Genomic DNA, 20,987 nt, shown 5'->3' with positions numbered 1-20,987 from the left:
GATGTGGTACAACATCGCCTAAGGTATTCATCGTCCCCCCAGCAGGTAGTAACCAGCCCTGACGGTTTGGTGAAATCCCTCCCGTGATAATTAAGCCAACACCACCTTTGGCACGCTCTTCAAAATAAGCTGCGAGTTTAGGATAGTTATAAAAACGATCTTCTAATCCAGTGTGCATGGACCCCATCACCACACGGTTTTTAATCGTTGTATAACCCAAATGTAATGGTTTTAAAATATGTGCATAGCGAGTTGTCATGATGAATCCTTCAAATATTGGCTTTGCAACTTGTTGCATAATACTCTAACCGATATTTATAAAATGTTGATGACTTCTCGGTCTATTTATTTGTCTTTTACTGCCAATTTAAAGGTATAACGGATATGACTAAGGACATGAATTAATGCTTTATATGCCAGTGCCCTTCACAATCTCTCTCACCCAATATTTTTAAAACGAGAACTAAACTTAATAAAAGTAATAAATACCACGAACCAATCTTTGCCAAGCCTACCATATGCCAAGCTTCAATTTGAGTTGGATATAGCCAGATTTGATAAAAAGTACTGACGTTTTCTGCAATCCAAATAATGACAGCTAATATTAATAGAACTAACAGCATAGGGCTTTTAACCTGATAACTCCCCAGATTAAAGTACACACGTGTCTTATAAAATAATAAAAAGCTCCATATGAATAAAACATATCGAAAATCATATATTACGAACTTAGTCATGAAGTTCAAATATGAAAGTACGGCGAGGCTTAACATTGCAGCAAAACTAGGTAAAGCATCAAACTTAACCTGAAACAAGCGAATACCACGGGAGAAAAAGCTACCCACTGCAGAATACATAAATCCCGCAAATAAAGGTACAGTAATGATTTTAAATATTGAGGGTTGAGGGTAATACCAAGATCCCACTAATGGATTGGTTAAGACAATTTCCATCACCATTGCCATAACATGAAAAAGTGCAATCACCTTGGCTTCGGCCCATGATTCTAGTTTTAAATACAACATTGCAAACTGAATACTCAGCGCAAAAAACAACAAATAATCGTAGCGATAAAAACCTAAGTAAGCATCATCCTCCATGGAAACACTAAAAATAAATGCCAACAGGAGTAAAATGCCAAACACAGCCGCCGAAGCGGCTAAGCTTGAGAAGCGTAAAATATTAACAATCACATTCATGTGATAAACATCCAAACCAATCGCTGTGGTTTATTTCAAATACTTCGCACTATACTCATGTACGGTATCAACAAATACTTTAGGTTGGTCAGGATCAACCCATTGTGTGATTCCATGTCCAAGATTCGCAATATAGCCTGTTAACTCACCATGAGCATAAGCATCATCAAGCATTGCTTTTACTGCTTTTTCAATTTCTTGAGTTGAACCATATAATGTTGCAGGGTCGAGATTACCTTGTAATGCCACACGTCCTGCTGCTGTTTTTCTCGCAACATTTAATGGTGTTGTCCAATCTAGACCTAAAGCATCTGCTCCAGTCATGATCATTGGTTCTAACCATTGTCCACCACCTTTGGTGAATAAAATAACAGGTACTTTACGACCATCTTTTTCGCGCTTTAAACCTGAGACGATTTTTTGCATATACTGTAAAGAAAAGTCGATATATTGTTGATGAGCCAATGCCCCGCCCCAACTATCAAAGATCTGTACCGCTTGTGCACCAGCATCAATCTGTGCGTTTAAGTAATCAATCACTGCATCAGCCAAATGATCCAGCAAAGCATGCAGCACTTCTGGTTGGCGATATAGCATTTCTTTACTAAAACGGAAGTCTTTACTCGAACCGCCTTCAATCATATAGGTTGCTAGTGTCCAAGGACTACCAGAAAAACCAATCAATGGAACTTGCCCAGAAAGAGCAGAACGAATGGTTGATACAGCATCCATTACATATGACAAATCAGATTTGGCATTTAATTTAGGTAAGTTCGCTACATCTTGTTCAGTACGAATCGTTTTATGAAACTTAGGTCCTTCACCGATTTCAAAATATAATCCCAAGCCCATTGCATCAGGTACGGTTAAAATATCTGAAAATAAAATAGCTGCATCTAATTCATAGCGACGTAAAGGTTGTAGTGTCACTTCACAAGCAAGCTCGGTATTTTTACACAACGAAAGGAAATCTCCAGCTTGGCTGCGAGTCTCACGATATTCGGGTAAATAACGGCCAGCTTGACGCATCATCCAGATTGGTGTCGTATCAACAGGCTCACGTAATAAGGCACGTAGAAAGCGATCATTTTTTAAAGTCGTCATTTACTTTCCAAATCTATATTTTAAAATCGCCGCCATCATATCAAATGCACCTCAATATAGTAATGCTTGTCTCAATCTTTCAGACTTAGTGATTGATATAAATATCGAATTAAACAAAACAAATACTGCACACAATAATTATTTCTGTAATAATTATTGAGATTTGAATATTCCTATATGAATAAACGTTAAGGTTGATTTACATGTTCGTTCGCTCAATCCTTGCTTTGAGTCTCAGTTGCGCTTTGACGACTAGCGTTCTAGCAGCACCACAAGCCTCTGATAAATCTAGATCTTCAACATCTGTTGAAGATCCTATTGATCCATTAGCAATTGATACTGCATCTGATGTTGCAAATAGTACGATTACACCGCAAGAACAGAAAGATCTAAACCAAGCAGCAACTACACTGCAAAAATTAGAAAAGTCTGAAAATCTAAAAGCAGATATTGCCCAAGCACCAAGTACAACAAATACAACGAATACAGCCAATAATGCGACCAAAGCCGCTTGGACTTTAGATGGCATCAACAATGCCGAATGGTATGACAATATTGGTCGCGGTCAGTTCCCAGTGTATGCACGTGCTCATGTGATGTTAAACAATGCACATGCATCTCCTGGTGCAATTGATGGTTCAAGTGGAATGAATACCTTAAAGGCAATCTCTTCTTTCCAGCAAATGCAAAACTTAGAACCGACAGGCACCTTAACCAAGGAAACTTGGGATCGTCTAGTAAGCCTGCAAGGTAACAAACCTGCTTTTGTTGAATATACGATTACAGAAGCTGATCTAAAAGGTCCTTATTCAGGGTCGATTCCACGCGACTATGCACTTCAAGCTAAAATGAAAGGTCTATATTACACAGGACCTTTAGAAATGCTGTCTGAAAAGTTCCATATGGATGAAGCTTTTATGAAAAAGCTCAACCCAAATGCGAGCTTTAAAAAAGCGGGCGAACGGATTATCGTGACCAATATTCGCAATGAATTACCTGAGAATATTCACTTAATCGTTGCGCACAAAGGTGTAAAACAACTTTATTTGTTTAATAGTCAAAATCAAATGGTGGGTTCATTCCCTGCAACCATTGGTAGCGCACAGACTCCTTCACCAACAGGTACTTATAAAATTACAGGCGTAGCACCAAACCCATGGTACAGCTACTCACCAAGTAACTTTGTACAAGGTAATAACAATAAACCACTTTCACTACCTCCTGGCCCAAATGGTCCTGTCGGTAATATTTGGATTGGTTTAAGTAAAAAATCTTTCGGTATTCATGGTACTCCAAACCCATCATTAATCTCGAAGACTGCATCGCATGGTTGTATCCGCTTAACGAACTGGGATGCAAATGATCTCGGCAAGAAAGTCAAAGCTGGAGTCACGGTTAAATTCCTTGAGTGATCCAAGTACAGCACTTGAATCCCATGAAGCACCCTGATGTAAAAATCAGGGTGTTTTTTTATCATGATCATTTTATCTTGCTCGTTCTCCTTTGACTTATAGTCAAGGGGGTTAGCAACTTTACTTAATAATCTCGATCTAGATATAAGTTTAAATACTCCTCTATCATAGAATAATTTTTAATTTAACTAAACAACAACAATAGATTTCACATAAAAATTAAACTGTCAGCGCAACAATACATAATTTTCAGCACACTTAAAACAATACATTTCACATAAAGATTGAAGGATTACACCGTTCCTGAACTGTCATTAAGCAGCGATTAAAATCGCCCCTTCAGTCAAGATTATGGTCATCTAAGGATTATTGATGAAACCTTTACCCACGGATTCTAGTTTTTATGGTCACCCCAAACCACTCAAGGGTTTATTTTTTACCGAACTTTGGGAACGTTTTTCCTTTTATGGTATTCGCCCCCTATTAATCCTTTATATGACTGCACTCATTTATCAAGGCGGTATGGGCATGAACCGTGCTGAAGCTGCAGCATTAGTGGGTTTATTTGCTGGTTCTGTATATTTTATGACAGTCTTTGGAGGTTGGATTGCCGATCAATATTTAGGACAAATACGTTCGGTATATATTGGGTCCATTTTAATGTCCTCAGGACATCTCTGTATTGCACTCAGTGGATTTTTTTCTGATTTCTTTTTCTATCTCGGCTTAGCCCTCATTACTTTAGGAACTGGACTTTTTAAAACCTGTATCGCAGTCGTCGTTGGCCTACTCTATCAAAAAGCAGATCAACGTCGTGATGCAGGTTTTCTCATTTTTTATACAGGTATTAATCTAGGGTCTTTTATTGCACCGTTTATCACTGGACTTTTGGCTGAAAAGATAGGTTGGCATATTGGATTTGCTGCTGGGGGTATTGGTATGTTGTTCTCAATGCTCATCTTTCGCTTTTACTGCATTCCTCAGCTTAAAACCTTTAATGAAGATTTAATCAATCACAAAGGACTAGATAGCCCTATTGCCCCCAATCCCTATGCAAAAAAAGTTATCTATAGCTTTATTATTCTGCTGAGCATCTTAATCGCAATGGTCTATAGTGGCTGGCTTGTTATTCATCCCATCACTGTAGTTCGTTACCTCACAATAGCGATTTGTTTAATCGTCTTCGTGCATTTTATTTATATGTTATTTTTTGCAGGACTAAAATCCAATGAACAAACTAAAATCATTTTATGTTTTATTTTACTGATAGCAGCTGCGCTATTTTGGTCTGCATTTGAACAAACCTATACCGTATTTAATATCTTTGCTTTAGAACATACCAATCGTGACATTTTTCACTTTCAAATCCCTACAGTCTGGTTTCAATCAATTAACCCATTATTTGTCATTACTTTGTCACCCGTCTTAGCTTGGTTCTGGACAGTACTTGCAAAACGACACTGGCATTTAAACCCGCTGAGTAAGTTTATTTTGGCATTAATCTTTGCTTCAGCAGCATTTGTCGTCTTAGCATTTGCATGTCAAACACTAATAAATTCAAATACGGCCTTAGCATCACCTGGATGGCTTATTAGTAGTTTTTTCTTACTTACTCTAGGTGAGCTATGCCTCAGTCCAATCGGGCTATCTGCAATGACTCAGCTCGCACCTGACAAATTACGTGGACAAATTATGGGACTTTGGTGCACAGCCATTGCCATCGGAAATTTAGGTGCAGGATTAATGGGCAGTGAAATTTTAGCGCAATCATTTAATGAAATGTCAGGTTTACTCTATCGCTATGCTTGGATCTTACTGATCGGAGCGATTCTTTTGTTTATACTTAAGTTTCCTCTAGAAAAGATGCTGGCTAGGACCACCCTATAACAGATAAAAGGAATACACATGCCTACTCTCTCAGCAGCAAATAAGCTCAAACAACTCCGTGAAAAAATGCAACAACATGGAATCGATGCTTGGTTATTGATGAGTGCCGATCCCCACTTATCTGAATATCTACCTGATTATTGGAAAATTAGGATGTGGTTATCTGGCTTTACAGGATCTGTTGGAACAATCGTAGTAACACAAGACTTCGCTGGTTTATGGGTTGATGGTCGTTACTGGCTACAAGCTGAACAACAATTGGCAGGTAGTGGTTTTACATTACAAAAGCAAACAGCAAGTCCAAGTAGTACTCATCTTAGCTGGTTACAACAGCATTTAAAGGCGGGAGATAAACTGGCTATTAATACTCACATTATTTCAGTACAACAGTTTAATCTACTCGAACAACTCGCCCAAAAATACAAGATCGATCTTTATACCCAAAGTGATTTGATTGATGAATTATGGATAGACCGCCCAAGTTTACCCAATCAACCTATCTGGATGATGGCGGATGGTATCAATGCTTTAAGCCATATTGAAAAAATTAATCACATACGTCAAATCCTTAAAGCTCAACAGAGTGATTGTTTATTTATTTCAGCACTCGACGATATTGCTTGGATACTCAATTGTCGTGGCAGTGATATTGAATATAATCCTGTATTTCTCGCTCATTTATATATTGATCATAATCGAGTGGTTCTTTTCATCGCTGCGAATAAACTTGACAACACGCTCAGCCAAAAATTACAACAAGATGGCATTGAGATTATGGACTATACACAGTCAGCAGTATTTCTTTCGCAGCTTAAACAAGCAACAATATGGATTGATCCTGCAAAGGTATCGGCATTTCATCAAAATGCATTGCCTATTCATATCAATATCCATCATGAAATCAATCCAAGTACCAGACTTAAAGCCTGTAAACACCCATCAGAGCTACAACATATCCGCAATGCGATGCAGAGAGATGGCATTGCATTGTGCCAATTTTTTAGTTGGTTAGAAAATACTTTAGCTGACAAACATGATCTCACTGAACTTGATATCGATGAAAAACTCATCATGTATCGAGCGCAGCAATCTGGTTTTATAGGACTGAGTTTTTCAACTATAGCGGGATTTAATGCCAATGGTGCACAGCCACATTATCGTGCTACAGCTGAACAATTTAGTAAAATTCAGGGAGATGGCTTATTACTTATCGACTCTGGCGCTCAATATAATGACGGCACTACGGATATCACACGTGTCGTAGAAGTTGGACAAGCTTCAGCACAACAAAAACATGACTACACCTTAGTACTAAAATCACATATCGCCTTGTCTCAAGCTGTTTTTCCTAAAGATCTGGCAGCACCTCTACTTGATGCCATAGCACGTCAAATCTTGTGGCAACAAGGATTAGATTATCGTCATGGAACAGGTCATGGTGTTGGATTTGCATTAAATGTACATGAAGGACCACAAGTTCTCTCTTACTATGCCCCCATTACAGCTGACTCAGCTTTGAAGGTTGGTATGATCGTATCCAATGAACCGGGGCTTTATCATGATGGTGAATATGGAATCCGTATCGAAAACTTAGTGGCCGTGCAAAATAAACCTGTTAAATCTGATCGTTATGGCGATTTTTTACAGTTCAAAAATCTAACACTTTGTCCAATCCATCAACAGTGTATTGTCAAAGAATTACTCAATGACACAGAACGACTGTGGCTCAATAATTATCACCATCAGGTTTATCAAAGCTTAGCCCCACATTTAACAGGTTCAGCTCTAAATTGGTTAACTCGTCAAACTCAGAAAATTTAAATTACCTGAACAACATTTAAATGATCTCAAAAATAATTTTAGTCCAGCGATAGAAAAGGAATTAAGGTTCCTTTTTTATCATGCTCAATCTGCACCACTCTACTCAGAAGCGATTGATCAAATTTTGAATTTTGGCAATATGAGTCAAGTTTAGCCTAGCACTAACTTACACTTAAACATTCAGAAAGAACTCGTTTAAAAGAAACATCATTTTCTAATATCAAATCATTTACTTTACAGAACTGGTCATTACACTGCATTTGGTAAATGAGTGATCTTGCTTTTAGGCCCGTTGACTCACCAATATGGACAATCACTTGATCATCCCCCAGCGCTTTAAAACTCAATTTTCCATTGTTAGAGCCACCATCGTTAAGCCACATTAAATCGTAATCGATACAACCGAGTTCATTTGTACGCTTAATTAAATCCTGATCGGCCTTCCATAATTTCTGCAATTGAACTGTAGAGGCTTTTTCCAACAAGGTATTATTATCAAAATCTCGCTTGTTGTTTTTCAAATTTAAAGACCCGTGATAAAGATCTTCAACTGTTTTTAATGCTAAAGCCTCTGAAGCATGAGTACTCACACTAGAAATGAGTAATGCAGTAAAAATGATCATTAGGACATAATTTCTCATCGGTCTAGCACCCCATCATGATTTAGAATTTAGATAATAAAAACCCCGCAAAAGCGAGGTTTATTGCAATGTTTGAGCAAAGAATATCACCAACATGCTCAAACTATTGTATAAAATATTTACTGATATTTATTATAGAAAGCTTGGCCACACATACGAGGAACAAAATCTTCATGTGCTGTTGCCGCAGAGATCGGTTTATCTTTTGCGACATAGATAAATTGTTTTTCTAATTTTTTAGAGTTGTCATTTTGAGTTCGATCATAATTAACACAATAGCCCAATAAATTTGAAGTTTTCTTATCTTTAACCACAATAACTTCATTATATTTGAAACCATAATTTTGGTTTACTTTATCCAGTTCTTTTTTGTCTTTAGCACTTCTTGCAAAAGGACTAGCCAAACGATCAATAGCAGCAGGATACTCAGCATCCATTTTCTTGCTTACAAATTGCAAGTCAGCAGCATTTGCCTTGCTGTAAACAACACCCTGTTGAGTCGTATTTATACTATATGCTTCCCATTCTTTTGACTCATTCACGAATGGCACGGTGTCTGTCAAAATATTAGTGAACTCAGTTAACATGCTTGTTGTACTTGTACTACAACCCGCCATCAATATGGTGGCTGAAACTAAAGCAGTTGATAGAATATTTTTTTTCATTTTACCCTCTAAAGATTTAAATTAATTTTGCTAAAATTACTGACTAATTTATGATTGAGAACACTTATCTTTTTAAAGCCTTCCATTTAATCTAGAGTTATTAGAACATGTAAATATACTTTTTATCCAGTATATGAATAAAAAAAATCAAATAGATCAAAAATTACACTCAATATATAAATAAAAATTTTATAAAAGTAGCTCTAATATTTTATTTAAAAATATTAGAGCTAAATAAATTATCAAGTAAATCTATAAAAAACCAAAAACTTCATAAAAAATATTTTTCAATTTAAAACTCAATCCTATATTGATCATATTAAATAATATGAGTGAAGTGATCATTAATCTAAATCGATTCTAAAAATAATTTCTTAAACCCAATCTTAATGCACTCATAACTGCTCCTAAAACAGCAAAGACAACGCCAAACCATAGCCCAATCGTCACGCCATGTCTGGGATCAAATCCTAGGCAAGTAGCAATTAGAGCAGACCCTAGGGCAAGTCCCAATAATCTTGCTGTTGGGATCATTCCACTAGCGCTTCCCATTCTGGATAATGGTGCTGACAATGACAATGCTTTTAAGTTAGGTGATTGAAACAATCCAAAACCAAATCCACAAATAGCCAATTTCCAGCCAACATTCCAATTGGTCGCATCTGATTCTAATTGCGCGATTTCACCTAGACCTAGAGCCAAAATTATTAAACCAACACAACAAAGTAATGATACAGACATCTTATCTGCAAAATATCCTGCCAATGGAGCAATCATTGCATTCATCACAGGCCAAGGTGTGAAAAGCAAACCTATTTCAATCACTGTTCGACCAAGATACTCATGCAATAAAAACGGAATAGCAATAAATGCTATTCCCTGCGCTATATAGGAAAATATCGAAGTTATTACCGAAATACAAAAATATGGAATTCTAAGCAAATCAACAGGAAAAAGCGGATTTAAATCTAATCGTTCTCGCCATATTAATATGACTAAGCACAGTAAAGAAATCACAATATAATTTAGAAACTTTAATCCTGATGTCGCATGTGAAAACTCAGTGATACCATATACACCAGACATCAACATTATTATGAGCAATAACGCGTTCGTATAATTAAATGAGTTAATGGTCATTGCATCATTATAAGGAAGACAAAAATATGCCATGCTTGCAGCAAGCAAGCCAAATGGGATGTTGATCAAAAATAACCAATGCCAGTCAGCTATTAACAAGATTAATGAGGTTAATACAGGGCCTATCGAGAAAAAGACTGCGACGGTAAAAGCATTCAGTCCTTGTGCACGCCCCATCTGTTCTGCAGAAAATATCATACGGAATAAAGCAGTAGATACGCTTAGAATTCCAGCTGCACCAACTCCTTGTACAAATCTCGCTAATGCTAAAGTTAAAATAGAGTTAGACAAACCACTTAATAGTGAAGCAAATACAAATAATAACAGCCCAATTAAATAAATATTTTTATGCCCAATTCGGTCCCCTAGTGCCGAAAGCGGTAATAACATTGCAACCATTGCCAACTGATAAGAACTTGTTATCCATATTGATTGCTCTGCTGTTATATTTAAATGTTGGGAGATCGTTGGCAATGCTATATTTACAGCCGAAATATCTAAAGTTGCCAGAGCACTACCTATAATTAAGGTAGATATAGCAAGGATTTTTCTCATTTATTTGCCTACTCTCCAACTAGAAAATATTTAACGTTAATTTTTTAAACGTCGAATAGAAGACATATCATGGATGAGTTTTTTTATTCCAACAATGGATATAAAGTTATCAAATTATTCCATAATGGAATTAATATAGTATATGCTCCACACAACCACCATTATCTGAAAAATAAAAGTGCATGAATATCAGCTTTAAACAACTCAAAATATTTGTAAAATTATACGAATTAAAAAGTTTTACCGCAGCGGCCGATGCTTTGTATATGACTCAATCTGCTGTAAGTAAACAATGCTTTGAACTTGAGAGTGAAATCGGATTTCCACTCTTTGAGAGGTCTACAAGGCGGGTCGAACCATTGAACAGCGCTGTTGAATTTTATGCCTTTGCCACTGAAATGTTAGCAACATTAAATGCAGCATCACGAAGTTTAGATGACCTACGTAGTTTAAAAACTGGCTATCTAAATATTGCGGCAACACCGCTTATATTTTATGGACTCATCTGTGATGTAGTATCTGAATTCAGTTCTCGATATCCCGAGATTAAAACAGAAATTTTTGAAATTTCTACAAATTTAGCAATTGAATATGTCATGAATGGCAAAGTTGATATCGCAATAGTTATGCTCGATCAACCTGAGTCAAGATTAATTTCGGAAGAACTCTTTATCGACCAGATTTTTCTTGCTTGCTCCCCAAATCATGAATTCTCACAGCGTCAACAGATCATGCTTTCAGACTTAAATCAGCAAAAATTTATCATGTTCAGAGATGACAATAATCTAGGGAAAATCACAAAAGAAATTTTAGACAAAAAACAAATAAATATAACTTCTGTAATCAATATTGGAGCAATGATTTCAGCACTCGGTTTAGTAAAAAATAATACAGGCGTTTCATTTGTTCCCGAATATGCTAGAAACCTCTGTGAACAAATAAATATTCCTTTGATTGCTATTTCTGATCCTGAAATGCCAAAACGCACTTTATATCTAATAAGACGAAAAAATATTAGACTTTCACAATCCGCAAATACATTTGTGTCAATGCTCAAAACACATTTGATTAATCGTAAAAATAAATAATTCATGTAAATAAATTTTTAACTTACTGAACCTAAAATTTCAGTCATTTAGTATAATAAAAAGATAACAAAGCATATTGAATAAAGATTTCATTAAAATATGGAGATTTCTATTTCTGACGATCATTTAAATCATATATAACACGTATTATTTCACTTCTTTAACTTGATAAGAGCGATCACTTGATAATTCGATTATAGCATTATCACCATGAGTATGAATGGACACCCCACCCTCGCTTTTTAAAAGCATACCACTTCCTGCTGGAGCCTCTTTTAAAAGATGAGTATTACCTTCTGCATCTAATAGTATTGCAGTAGTAAAGTTATCCTTGCTTGTTAAGATAAATTCTTTCTTATCTTCTGTTTCGTATTTGATACTCGCCACATTTGAATCAATAACACCCACCTGTGAAGCGATATCGCTTGAATCATCTTGAGTAGTAGATGCCTTATCTTTTGGAGCACATCCCGCCATAAGGCTCACAATAACAAGCGGTGAAATTAATATTAGTTTCTTCATTTTTGTCTCAATGATTATAAAATCTGAATTTAGTCATACTACGTTTCTGATTTAACACACATTCTTAAACTCTATTCTCTGACAAGTAACATTCACTTTAAATTTGTTTTGGGTTTCGGTACATTTGATTTACGGTATTGTGAGCGAGTTCTCTCAGCATGAAGACTAGCGATCTCTCTTTGAAAATTCCTTGTCGCAACCTCCAGATTTTGGCTATGACCACTTTCCGAGGTACCGGAGTCAGCACAAGAACCCAGTAAAATTAAACATAATAATGAAATCTGTTCCATATTTTTCAAACCATTAAATGATGGCAGACCTCACAGCACTGTGAGATCTACAAACTCACTATTGGGCCAAGCGCTGTTCTTGTTTACGCCATTTCGTTATTTTTTTCATTGCACGTTCACGTTTCAGAGGTGATAAATAGTCAATAAAAATCCGGCCATGTAAATGATCAATTTCATGCTGAATGACAATGGCGAGATAATCATCCTGCTCAATATAAAACTCATTCCCATCCCGATCTAATGCTCGAATTTTTATATATTGAGAACGCTTAACCTCAGCGCTTATTCCAGGCACGGATAAGCACCCTTCTTGAGAAAGCAGTTCACCATACGACTCAACAATCTCGGGATTAATCATAATCAGTGGGTTATTCCGATCTTCGGATAAATCGATCACGATCACAGCGTCTGAATGCCCGATCTGTGGTGCAGCTAACCCGATCCCATTGTCTGTTGAATATAATGTATCAAGTAAGTCTGTAATAAGATTCTGAACCAAGCTTACATCCGAAACCGGTGTATAGTTTACTCTTAACCTTAAATCTGGAATTTCAAAAATTTCACGTATAGCCAAAGCCAATCTCTATTTAATAAACATAAAAGTCTGCCTGTAGCTATCATACCGCAATTGATATCCAGTTTTTAACAATCATTTTTCAAAAAATATTTTAAGATGAACACCAAACAGTTTAATCTCGATTTTTTATGTTAAGCATTCTTTACATACTGATATCTAGCTCATTTCAATGTTATTCATTCCATCTTTAAAGCATTTCTAGAATCCTCTTAGGGGATGCTAGATGTTCAGCAGCTTATTCCCTTTTTTACTTTCCATTTCATCTTAGCCTTTTTATTCTGACATAAAGGCTATTTTTAATTTACTTCAGTTAGAGTTAGCTCATGAATAGTAAAAAATCTTTTTATTGGATAAACAATACAAAGCTTTGAACCTGCAATCTGAATACTGTTCAAGCTAAATTTTTCACAGATTAAACATCTTAAGTACTGAAATCATTTTTAATATTTGGCATTTAAATGCATCTTCATGGAACTCATGCAGCTTGATCTTTGTGCAGTCTCAAATACGGATGTAACTTCAGAAATACTGTCTTGTTGTTCGATTATAGGGTATTGAAAAGCAACATCAATAATTCTAAAAGCATACTTAAATAAGATTTTATTTTCCTCAGAATCTTCTAATGGCTGTGCGTTAATATATGCCATAAATTCGCTTTTATTTACTCCCTCTTGCCTAGCTTTCATCGCAACCACGGATAAATCAGCCAATTTATTACAAAAAATATTTTGGTCGTAGGTAAACACATCAGCACTTAAACTAAAGATCGAAATACTACCCATCAAACTTTTTTATGTAATCTAACATTTAGAATTCTAAAAACCATTCATATGTTTTATTTAAGTATTGATTGCAAGTTCAGCAATAAAGCTCTACTCAGATGCCTTATAACGATGAGTAATTTTTTATTTTAAATAATTAAAATTTTAGAAGTGAAATTTGCTTAAAATAGTAAACCAGTGCTTAAACCCACCTAAACAACGGCCTTATCTTCTATGGTCAGATTAACTTTTTTCAAACACTCTGTTGTGCATCATATTTTAAACACTCAATTAATTTTAAAACTAAAAAATAGATTAATATATTTTATTAATTGAAAAAAGCGATCAATATATTTTAAAAATGTTCTAATAATCTAAAATATATCTATATTTATCAACAACTTAAATTTATACTATTTTACTTGGTATTCAAATTATGAATGATTAGTATATCTACATAGTAATCTAAATCTGATATAGACTGGTCACATAACAACAATTCAGCGCCATAATAAAACCTAAGCCCATATGATCATTGACCATCATATGGGCTTTATTTTTTATAATGGTCAAAAAAGCCCATTGAATTAAAACTCAATGGGCCCAAAAAAAGAAAATTCAGCGCGATCTAAATATGTATTTAATATACCACATTCAAAATTAAATAATGATAAAAAAATCAAATATGACTGTCTATTGATCAAATGCAATAAATCAAAAAAAAATGATTGACTCACTAGGTGCTGAAAAATCAAGACTGGTAACTTGTAAAGCGAGTCCCTGCTTTGTCTTTTGAAATATAGGTTTCAAATTTTCTTTATCAAAGGCAATTCTAGTGATCGGTAAGATATCAATTAAAGACGATCAATCCATTATATGTAGGGGTTTTTCAGCTTTGTAAAAGAGATGTTATCTTGATATATGTCTTAACGTTGTATGCTGTTTTATAGCGACTCTGACAAATTACCATCTTCATCATCACCCTTCAAATTACGCTGTCTTTTACAGAATTTCACCCCGCTATCTGCTATAAAGTGGCATACATATTATCAATCACTCATGGCACCAATACTGAAACGCTCTCTTTTATACCACTCGGTGGGATAATAATTTGAACCCTACGCTGAGACTGGCCTTTCGCTTCAATTTCTCCTGTTGTTAACCCATAAGTTATTACATGACTCTTAATACTCCTGCCTTGATCACTGGATATTTCAGCATCACCTTCTAATGTAATTAATAATTTCTTAGCATCATAAGTAATTTTCGCTGCATTACCTTTGATCAGCTCTCCTGTTTGATAATTTTTCTTTTGAAATTTAACCGGTTGTCCTAACGCAACAATATACTCTAGGCCATGATTTTTCTGCTGCTTTACCTGAATTTCATTACCTTGCAAGCGCATTGACCCCTGTATCGCTTCAAAGTTTCCTTGATAGAGCCCCACGCCAGAATTTAAATTTAAATCTAGATAATCACCATTTAGTTCTATCGACTCTTTAAAATCAGGATCAGTTTTCGTAGCAAGTGTAAACGGTGAATATAGAACCAGTAAAACAAGCAAGCATATTTTATTCATTAAAGACTTATTTAAAATGATTATCATTAACAAATGATATCATAATTCTACATTGCTAAACGTCATCTCTGAACTAAATCTAACCATATTTTTAAAGTGAATTGCAGCAGCTCATAGCGTTCTTCCCCTACCTTCAAATATGATGCTTCAGTGCGATATATATCATAAATCATCAAATTTTAGCCAAAAAAAAAGCCCAACCCATCTATCATTGGTTGGACCATAGAAACTTTAACAATAAAGAAATATATCCAATGAATAATCGCGAAAATCATTCATCATTTAATTAAAATGACATTTCTCCTCAGTATTGTCAATAATAGCTTTAAAATATTTTTATATAATTTAATCAATAAAATCTATTCAAACTTCAGTGAATAAGATAAACATATAAACCCAAGTATCAATGAAAAATCATAGATCACTTTTAAATGAAAATTTAATAGCGATCTCTACAATCATGTAATTACATATATTAGTCAATTTGGCTCTAAGCCAATAGTTTTACGAAAGGATAATCTATAAAATAAATATCATTCATACGCTATACTTCAGAATATATTTTATCTAGATTACCTGCAAATGTCTTTTCTCCGTCACAATCTTAAGTTCAATTCTTTTAAAATATCGAATCATTGGGTCTTCTACATCTATTGATATATGTTTAACAAATTTTTCATCTTTCATTAAATTTGAAAAAGTTTTATAACCTACAACTATTTTCTTGGGCTCTTTACCAGCCTTAGAAACCTTTTCAATATTTTTAATAAATTCTGTAAAACTTAAATCCATATTCCCCACCGTTAAAATAGCTAAAAAGCTTTGAATTTTATGCAAAAATTATATCAATTAACAACTTAATCATTACTACGCGCATCATATCAGAAACTAATATTCTGATATGTAAGTTTTCAAAATAGTTATGAACTCTCAAGTAATTTATTTTTTATAGACATTGTTCAAACATAGATTTATTCTGTGCTGTGCTGAATTAACTCTTCTCTTGTTTAGAAAAATAATTTATAAGACACTCATATTTCTATACGAATAAAAAAAAACCGCCCAAAGGCGGTCATATTGTGAAATATATTTAGGATATCAATTTATACAGTTTATTTAGACCAATATAAAAAGATTTACCATCTAAATTCAGTTGAAACCTTTCACCTGACTCAACTTGAATTTGCTTACATACTTCAACCCAAGCTGTACCAGATATAGTATTTTGCATACGTTTGAAAGGTATTACTTTAACACGGATTCTTTCGCCATTTACGGCTTTAGCTGTCATCCAGCCATTTGGAATATTCATTTTTTCACTCATTTAATTGAGCTTATGTAAAAAAAAATAATTAACCATTAAAATCAGTAGAGAGGATTTGAATCTAAGATCAGGAGGCTCACGCCTATAATTAAGTTTACATCAGCATCTATTTACAATCTTCGTAATTTCGAGATTTATTCAGAAAATAACTGTAACTGCATACAATAGTTAAAGAATATGCCATATATCTATTGATTAGTCAAACTATTTAATCATTATCATTTTTTAAATGACTAAATCCTTATGATAAAAGAATCAAACTATCCAGTAGTAAATTACTTATACAATATACCAATTACAATAATATCTACCTTTATTCAACAGTCATAATTGGCATTGTATATTGCTATCTTTAAGCGCTCATCTAAAATCCATCAACGTCGATTTCATTATTATCATTACTCATCCAAAACCTTCTTCAACAATTCTTTAAGCTTAACTTTAGCTTCATGATTATATTTATTGCCGGATTTCAAATCTCTATAAAAATCTCCAAGTGCTTTTGTTAAAGCCAATTGAATAAACCTGTTCGTATTTACATAAAAATATTGATTAAATGGATCTAATCCAAAGTATTGCTGAACATCTATCGTAGCGTCTGTATTATCAATAAATATTAACTGTCTATTCATTTGATTATTATAGTTTTCATTCGGTATTGCTAAGTTGTTATTGAATTTTTCCTGATAAAAACTCCAGACCTCTTCTGAACTTATTTCAGGATAATATTTCTTAAAATATCTTGTTAGCCACGCTTGAACATAAATATTTACTTGAGAACATTGCCCACTGACTACCCATGCAAGCTGATCAATCAATATATATGTACAGTATCTTGCCTGTTCGAAACACCCATGCTCAAGTAATAAATTAATTCCATTTTTTGAATTTTGTATATGTTTATCAAGATTAGCTAAGTCTAAATTAATATCCATAAATCCTCCTAACTTTAGAAGGATGTTAAAACAAAAGTTATACTTAAACCACTATTCTATAAATATTTTTAATATAAAGTGAAAATAGTGTTAATCATGTCATAGCATTGATCTTAAACATTGAATTATCCCTCGGTTTTAATCGAATCATCATTACACCTTATTCGTTATAAATTCTTATGGAAAGCTTTAAAAATTCAAAACTTTTAATCAGGCCGGACACAAAACAAACAGATTGATAGCAGTATTAAATGTCTATTAGCAGATAAATAAATTCAAAAGCTTAAATCTCAGCAAAAATACCAATCATTTACTCAATCAAATAAATATCTTATTTATAAACTATAACCTGTGTTGAAAATATTCCATCATATTGTGAGTTAAAATTCTGTGTATGATAGAACCTATCATATACTATATGTTAAATGCCATTATTTCTTAGTGGAAAATTCAATTTAGAAGCTAACAATTTTATAAAATTAAGATATTAAATAATCTATAACTTAATAGAATTTACAATCTTTCATGCTTTTTTGACATGTGATGTCATACATAGAACTCATTTCTATATGCAATCTGTACATAATATAGTCTCATGACCAAATTCTCATTTTTTTAAAAAAAAACTTTGCTATGTAAATAATTTTTAATATACGAGTTCTGCATCAATATCCAACTAAAATTTAATTAAACTTTCGTCTCTAAAGTACTTGATTTTTAAATTTAAATAATGAATATAAGCACACTTAAATAATCAAATATTTTGAGCCAATTTATATGAGTAAGTCTTTTTTAAGCTTAATCGTTGTGATGAGTCTGTTAACTGGATGTGCAACGACAAAATCTATTCAATATCCTGCAAAAGGCAGTAACACAACCGTTTCAGTATCATCTGAACAAATTTCTGCAATGACGGAATCAGGTGGTGGTGACCATTTTATTGATGGAAGTCAAATCACTGTAGGAGATGCTAGTAATGCTCTCTCAAACCCTGCATCCGGTGCATTTGGAATGATTGGTGTAGGTATCGCAACTGCGATTGACAAAAAGAATAATGGCGCCGCTATTTCAAAAAGTAATTTAAATCAGGCTATCAAATTTGATGACATTGTTAGTCAAAAAATTACTGAAGCCTTACAACAAAATTCAGTAGATAATTCACTTAAATTATTAGCACGCAATCAAAAAGCTGATATTAAAATTGTTCCCTATGCGCGAATTTCTTTTCATGACAAACCTAATATCAAAATAGCATTTAGTCTAAAATCTGAATTTAAAAATGCTGATGATAACAATCAATCGACAAAGCGATTATATAATTATATTAGCCTAAAAAAAGTTTCATTAAGTGAATGGGATTCCAACAATAATGAGCTGTTTTTTGCAGAGGCCAATAAGGCATTTACGACTTTGGCTGAAGTTTTGGTATTGGATATGCAACATCAACTTAATGTTAATGAAATGAATGAAACACGTCAAAAAACGTGCAAACTGACAAATGAAATGTCAAATATTAATTTTATTTCATCACCTGAAAACTTATGTATCGGCGTATTAAAGACGCATAAAGGTGAGGTTTTACCAAATTTTCTACTTGTAATTGAACAGTAATTATCGATACATTTACATATTTCAATCTAAGAAATAAAAAATTATATTTAATAGTGAATATAAAATATTAATGCCAATAATATGAGTTTTTCTCTATCAATAGATAAAATTTATAGTTTCTAATTTAGTGCTGAGTTAATTTATTAGCTCAGCTCTTCACCGGACATATGATGAGGACCGACCGACTGTTCCAGTCTTAAATATACTACTCAAATACGTTATTAAGAATTAAGCTTTAAATCTTGCAAGTCTCAATAAAAAAAGCCTGTACAAAAAGGTTGTACAGGCTAAAGTTTAAGCAGATAAGAACTATTTTTACATATCGATCAATATGATTTATTTAACTCGATCCATATGCTGACTATATGTAACACAGCCACATTTTCTACACTTCCACTCACTAATACCATCAAAGTGAAGAACCATCTCACCTTTTGCATTTCGAACTACTTCATATCTATGTCTGCAAAATATAGACCTAATAATTCCTATAAACATCGTACCCCACCACTCAAATCAATAAGAATCCACCCGATCGCTAAACGTATACGCTATACCAACTCTATATCCCCATAGTGAGCGATAGAAAAGCATCACATTCTAAGAATGAGCAGCCTAAAACACTAAATCACAATTGTTATTTGCAAATCATGATAAGTTAAAAAATCATCATACCGTCTAAGATTTAAAAATAAATACCTGAAATTAGGTAGTTAAATATTCAATAATCAAATTAAAACAACTATTTATAAAATACATTTATCTGTAAATTTTTCGTTCTTTTTCATAAAGCCCCACTTGGTCAGATTATTTAAAAGACACTATTCTCTATTTAATATTCTGAACAAGTTATACAAAATGTGGATTATATGGTAATCCTTCATCTCTGTAATTTTAAATATAAAAAACCACCCCAAGGTGGCTTAAATTTAAAATAAATCATTCTTTATATTTAATTACATAGTTAAAAAATTTTTATAGCTAAGATCTAATTTGATGTGAGGACATAGCATCCCCAGACACCAGCCCTCAAGTACAATTTGTATAGGAAGATATTTTCTTTGAAAGTGATTGTATTACTTGCGATTGAATAAAAAATTTTACACTTAGCATTTTAAAATTAAATAACCATCTATATAGGACTTCATTCATGATTTATGTAATACATACCATTGACAAGACATACTATCTAAAAGTGCGGAGCGTACTATTTAACAAATCATTTGTTTGTTGAAACGTCAATGTTGACTCTACCCAGAACACATGAAGCCTTGAACCTAATTTAATCTCTGTTTTATTGTATGTAATCAATGCACCAGATTTATCTCTTGCCTTAAAATACAGTTCATCCTCATTATTATCCTTTAAAATTTTACTACCATGCCATGGTCCACCTAGACATATATTCATAATTAAATCCCATCACACCAGTAAATTAAAACAATGTAAATTCCAACCAAAATCACAAATTAAACCTATGTATTTATATTACATAAGTTTTTTTAATTGATCATATTTATCTACGATAAAAATATCACAAAAAACACTATGCCTATATACCTATAATTGGTGATTTATGCTTGTTTTCAATCAATTTTTAACTAAATTACTGTTACTTTTGCATGATTGGTATAGCCACTTTCGAATGATTTCAACTTCATCAATTTTTTAACTAGAATTTTACATATGTTTTTCTTTATAAAACAACCAAATGACTTACCTCTCGCTGTGGTAATCAAATTAAAATGAATAGATATTTTGGTAAGAGTATTAATGAAATCTATTTAGTATTAACTTTCTTAAATAAATAATTTAAATATACTAAATATTTATACTACTTGTTTACTATATATAAGTCAAGTTTAGACTAATCAAC

Annotated in this window: 18 protein-coding genes; 5 read left to right on the top strand and 13 right to left on the bottom strand. The window is 33.5% G+C overall.

Going from position 1 to position 20,987, the window contains the following annotated elements; translation table 11 throughout:
• From Aru01_RS14720 to hemE, 3 genes are all read right to left on the bottom strand, one after another.
• A partial coding sequence (locus Aru01_RS14720; RefSeq protein WP_042111528.1) for an oxidoreductase occupies window positions 1-259 on the bottom strand: 259 nt, incomplete at its 3' end.
• A 142-nt stretch (window positions 260-401) separates the two neighbouring features.
• Window positions 402-1,199 (bottom strand): DUF817 family protein, encoded by a 798-nt coding sequence (locus Aru01_RS14715; protein ID WP_016655855.1) that lies wholly within the window; start codon window positions 1,197-1,199, stop codon window positions 402-404.
• Between the two features lie 30 nt (window positions 1,200-1,229).
• A complete protein-coding gene (gene hemE, locus Aru01_RS14710; RefSeq protein WP_016655854.1) occupies window positions 1,230-2,303 on the bottom strand; it encodes a uroporphyrinogen decarboxylase in 1,074 nt (357 codons plus the stop codon).
• A 203-nt stretch (window positions 2,304-2,506) separates the two neighbouring features.
• Here hemE and Aru01_RS14705 point away from each other — a divergent pair, with 203 nt between their 5' ends.
• The 3 genes from Aru01_RS14705 (at window position 2,507) to Aru01_RS14695 (ending at window position 7,423) form a co-directional block, all read left to right on the top strand.
• Window positions 2,507-3,715, top strand: a complete 1,209-nt coding sequence (locus Aru01_RS14705) for a L,D-transpeptidase family protein (RefSeq protein WP_016655853.1) — start codon at window positions 2,507-2,509, stop codon at window positions 3,713-3,715.
• Window positions 3,716-4,087: 372 nt separating this feature from the next.
• Window positions 4,088-5,602, top strand: a complete 1,515-nt coding sequence (locus Aru01_RS14700) for a peptide MFS transporter (protein WP_016655852.1) — start codon at window positions 4,088-4,090, stop codon at window positions 5,600-5,602.
• Between the two features lie 18 nt (window positions 5,603-5,620).
• Window positions 5,621-7,423, top strand: a complete 1,803-nt coding sequence (locus tag Aru01_RS14695; RefSeq protein WP_016655851.1) for an aminopeptidase P family protein — start codon at window positions 5,621-5,623, stop codon at window positions 7,421-7,423.
• 161 nt (window positions 7,424-7,584) lie between these two features.
• Here the strand turns inward: Aru01_RS14695 and Aru01_RS14690 are convergent, their stop codons facing one another.
• The 3 genes from Aru01_RS14690 to Aru01_RS14680 form a co-directional block, all read right to left on the bottom strand.
• Window positions 7,585-8,064, bottom strand: coding sequence for a hypothetical protein (locus Aru01_RS14690; RefSeq protein ID WP_016655850.1), 480 nt, complete (start codon window positions 8,062-8,064; stop codon window positions 7,585-7,587).
• A 119-nt stretch (window positions 8,065-8,183) separates the two neighbouring features.
• Entirely contained in the window at window positions 8,184-8,729 is a 546-nt protein-coding gene (locus Aru01_RS14685) for a hypothetical protein (protein WP_016655849.1), read from the bottom strand.
• 360 nt (window positions 8,730-9,089) lie between these two features.
• Window positions 9,090-10,424 carry an MFS transporter gene (locus Aru01_RS14680; protein ID WP_016655848.1) on the bottom strand — a complete coding sequence of 445 codons (1,335 nt, stop codon included), beginning with the start codon at window positions 10,422-10,424 and terminating at the stop codon, window positions 9,090-9,092.
• Window positions 10,425-10,606: 182 nt separating this feature from the next.
• On the opposite strand from Aru01_RS14680, the gene Aru01_RS14675 reads away from it, so the two are divergent.
• Window positions 10,607-11,512, top strand: coding sequence for a LysR family transcriptional regulator (locus Aru01_RS14675; protein WP_016655847.1), 906 nt, complete (start codon window positions 10,607-10,609; stop codon window positions 11,510-11,512).
• A 147-nt stretch (window positions 11,513-11,659) separates the two neighbouring features.
• Here Aru01_RS14675 and Aru01_RS14670 read toward each other — a convergent pair whose 3' ends face one another.
• The 7 genes from Aru01_RS14670 to Aru01_RS14640 all read right to left on the bottom strand — a co-directional run bounded on the left by Aru01_RS14670 (window position 11,660) and on the right by Aru01_RS14640 (window position 17,500).
• Window positions 11,660-12,034, bottom strand: coding sequence for a hypothetical protein (locus Aru01_RS14670; RefSeq protein ID WP_016655846.1), 375 nt, complete (start codon window positions 12,032-12,034; stop codon window positions 11,660-11,662).
• 348 nt (window positions 12,035-12,382) lie between these two features.
• A complete protein-coding gene (gene def / locus Aru01_RS14665; protein WP_016655845.1) occupies window positions 12,383-12,898 on the bottom strand; it encodes a peptide deformylase in 516 nt (171 codons plus the stop codon).
• Between the two features lie 443 nt (window positions 12,899-13,341).
• Window positions 13,342-13,647 carry a hypothetical protein gene (locus Aru01_RS14660; protein WP_155757944.1) on the bottom strand — a complete coding sequence of 102 codons (306 nt, stop codon included), beginning with the start codon at window positions 13,645-13,647 and terminating at the stop codon, window positions 13,342-13,344.
• 1,072 nt (window positions 13,648-14,719) lie between these two features.
• Window positions 14,720-15,268: a lipopolysaccharide transport periplasmic protein LptA gene (lptA, locus tag Aru01_RS14655; protein ID WP_228128731.1), complete on the bottom strand. Its 549-nt coding sequence runs from the start codon at window positions 15,266-15,268 to the stop codon at window positions 14,720-14,722.
• Between the two features lie 540 nt (window positions 15,269-15,808).
• Window positions 15,809-16,078 carry a hypothetical protein gene (locus Aru01_RS14650; protein ID WP_228128730.1) on the bottom strand — a complete coding sequence of 90 codons (270 nt, stop codon included), beginning with the start codon at window positions 16,076-16,078 and terminating at the stop codon, window positions 15,809-15,811.
• A 253-nt stretch (window positions 16,079-16,331) separates the two neighbouring features.
• Complete coding sequence (locus tag Aru01_RS14645; protein WP_016655841.1) at window positions 16,332-16,553, bottom strand: hypothetical protein; 222 nt, start codon at window positions 16,551-16,553, stop codon at window positions 16,332-16,334.
• 410 nt (window positions 16,554-16,963) lie between these two features.
• Window positions 16,964-17,500 carry a hypothetical protein gene (locus Aru01_RS14640; RefSeq protein WP_016655840.1) on the bottom strand — a complete coding sequence of 179 codons (537 nt, stop codon included), beginning with the start codon at window positions 17,498-17,500 and terminating at the stop codon, window positions 16,964-16,966.
• Between the two features lie 777 nt (window positions 17,501-18,277).
• Here Aru01_RS14640 and Aru01_RS14635 point away from each other — a divergent pair.
• A complete protein-coding gene (locus Aru01_RS14635) occupies window positions 18,278-19,111 on the top strand; it encodes a hypothetical protein (RefSeq protein ID WP_016655839.1) in 834 nt (277 codons plus the stop codon).
• The last annotated feature ends 1,876 nt before the right edge of the window (window positions 19,112-20,987 follow it).

The sequence above is a fragment of the Acinetobacter rudis genome, assembly GCF_000829675.1.
In the GTDB taxonomy this organism is placed as follows: Bacteria; Pseudomonadota; Gammaproteobacteria; order Pseudomonadales; family Moraxellaceae; genus Acinetobacter; species Acinetobacter rudis.
This window is presented reverse-complemented; position numbering and strand designations above follow the sequence as displayed.

Excerpts from the sequence above, each read along its gene's own strand:
- Aru01_RS14715 (WP_016655855.1), bottom strand. The coding sequence starts at position 1,199 with ATGAATGTGATTGTTAATATTTTACGCTTCTCAAGCTTAGCCGCTTCG.
- hemE (WP_016655854.1), bottom strand. The coding sequence starts at position 2,303 with ATGACGACTTTAAAAAATGATCGCTTTCTACGTGCCTTATTACGTGAG.
- Aru01_RS14705 (WP_016655853.1), top strand. The coding sequence starts at position 2,507 with ATGTTCGTTCGCTCAATCCTTGCTTTGAGTCTCAGTTGCGCTTTGACG.
- Aru01_RS14700 (WP_016655852.1), top strand. The coding sequence starts at position 4,088 with ATGAAACCTTTACCCACGGATTCTAGTTTTTATGGTCACCCCAAACCA.
- Aru01_RS14695 (WP_016655851.1), top strand. The coding sequence starts at position 5,621 with ATGCCTACTCTCTCAGCAGCAAATAAGCTCAAACAACTCCGTGAAAAA.
- Aru01_RS14690 (WP_016655850.1), bottom strand. The coding sequence starts at position 8,064 with ATGAGAAATTATGTCCTAATGATCATTTTTACTGCATTACTCATTTCT.
- Aru01_RS14685 (WP_016655849.1), bottom strand. The coding sequence starts at position 8,729 with ATGAAAAAAAATATTCTATCAACTGCTTTAGTTTCAGCCACCATATTG.
- Aru01_RS14680 (WP_016655848.1), bottom strand. The coding sequence starts at position 10,424 with ATGAGAAAAATCCTTGCTATATCTACCTTAATTATAGGTAGTGCTCTG.
- Aru01_RS14675 (WP_016655847.1), top strand. The coding sequence starts at position 10,607 with ATGAATATCAGCTTTAAACAACTCAAAATATTTGTAAAATTATACGAA.
- Aru01_RS14670 (WP_016655846.1), bottom strand. The coding sequence starts at position 12,034 with ATGAAGAAACTAATATTAATTTCACCGCTTGTTATTGTGAGCCTTATG.
- lptA (WP_228128731.1), bottom strand. The coding sequence starts at position 15,268 with ATGATAATCATTTTAAATAAGTCTTTAATGAATAAAATATGCTTGCTT.
- Aru01_RS14645 (WP_016655841.1), bottom strand. The coding sequence starts at position 16,553 with ATGAATATTCCAAATGGCTGGATGACAGCTAAAGCCGTAAATGGCGAA.
- Aru01_RS14640 (WP_016655840.1), bottom strand. The coding sequence starts at position 17,500 with ATGGATATTAATTTAGACTTAGCTAATCTTGATAAACATATACAAAAT.
- Aru01_RS14635 (WP_016655839.1), top strand. The coding sequence starts at position 18,278 with ATGAGTAAGTCTTTTTTAAGCTTAATCGTTGTGATGAGTCTGTTAACT.